Source organism: Variovorax sp. Root473, assembly GCF_001426505.1.
Classification (GTDB): domain Bacteria; phylum Pseudomonadota; class Gammaproteobacteria; order Burkholderiales; family Burkholderiaceae_C; genus Variovorax.
Window position 1 is genome coordinate 1 of sequence record NZ_LMEV01000014.1, and the last position, 205, is coordinate 205.

1 pseudogene is annotated in these 205 nt (G+C 67.8%); it reads left to right on the forward strand.

The window, feature by feature from the left end:
- Positions 1-205 (forward strand): annotated as a pseudogene (locus ASD34_RS28110) (amino acid deaminase); the annotation flags it as partial.

Genomic DNA, 205 nt, shown 5'->3' on the forward strand with positions numbered 1-205 from the left:
GCGCAGCGAAGTCGGCGCTGCCGGCTGGAACGTGCTGGCGGGCGACCTGCCGCTTCCGCTGGCTGTGCTCAAGCGCGAGGCGCTCGAACACAACCTCCAATGGATGCAATCGCGCGTGCGTGAATGGGGCATCGATCTCGCGCCGCATGGCAAGACGACCATGTCGCCGCAGCTGTTCCAGCGCCAGCTCGATGCCGGTGCGTGG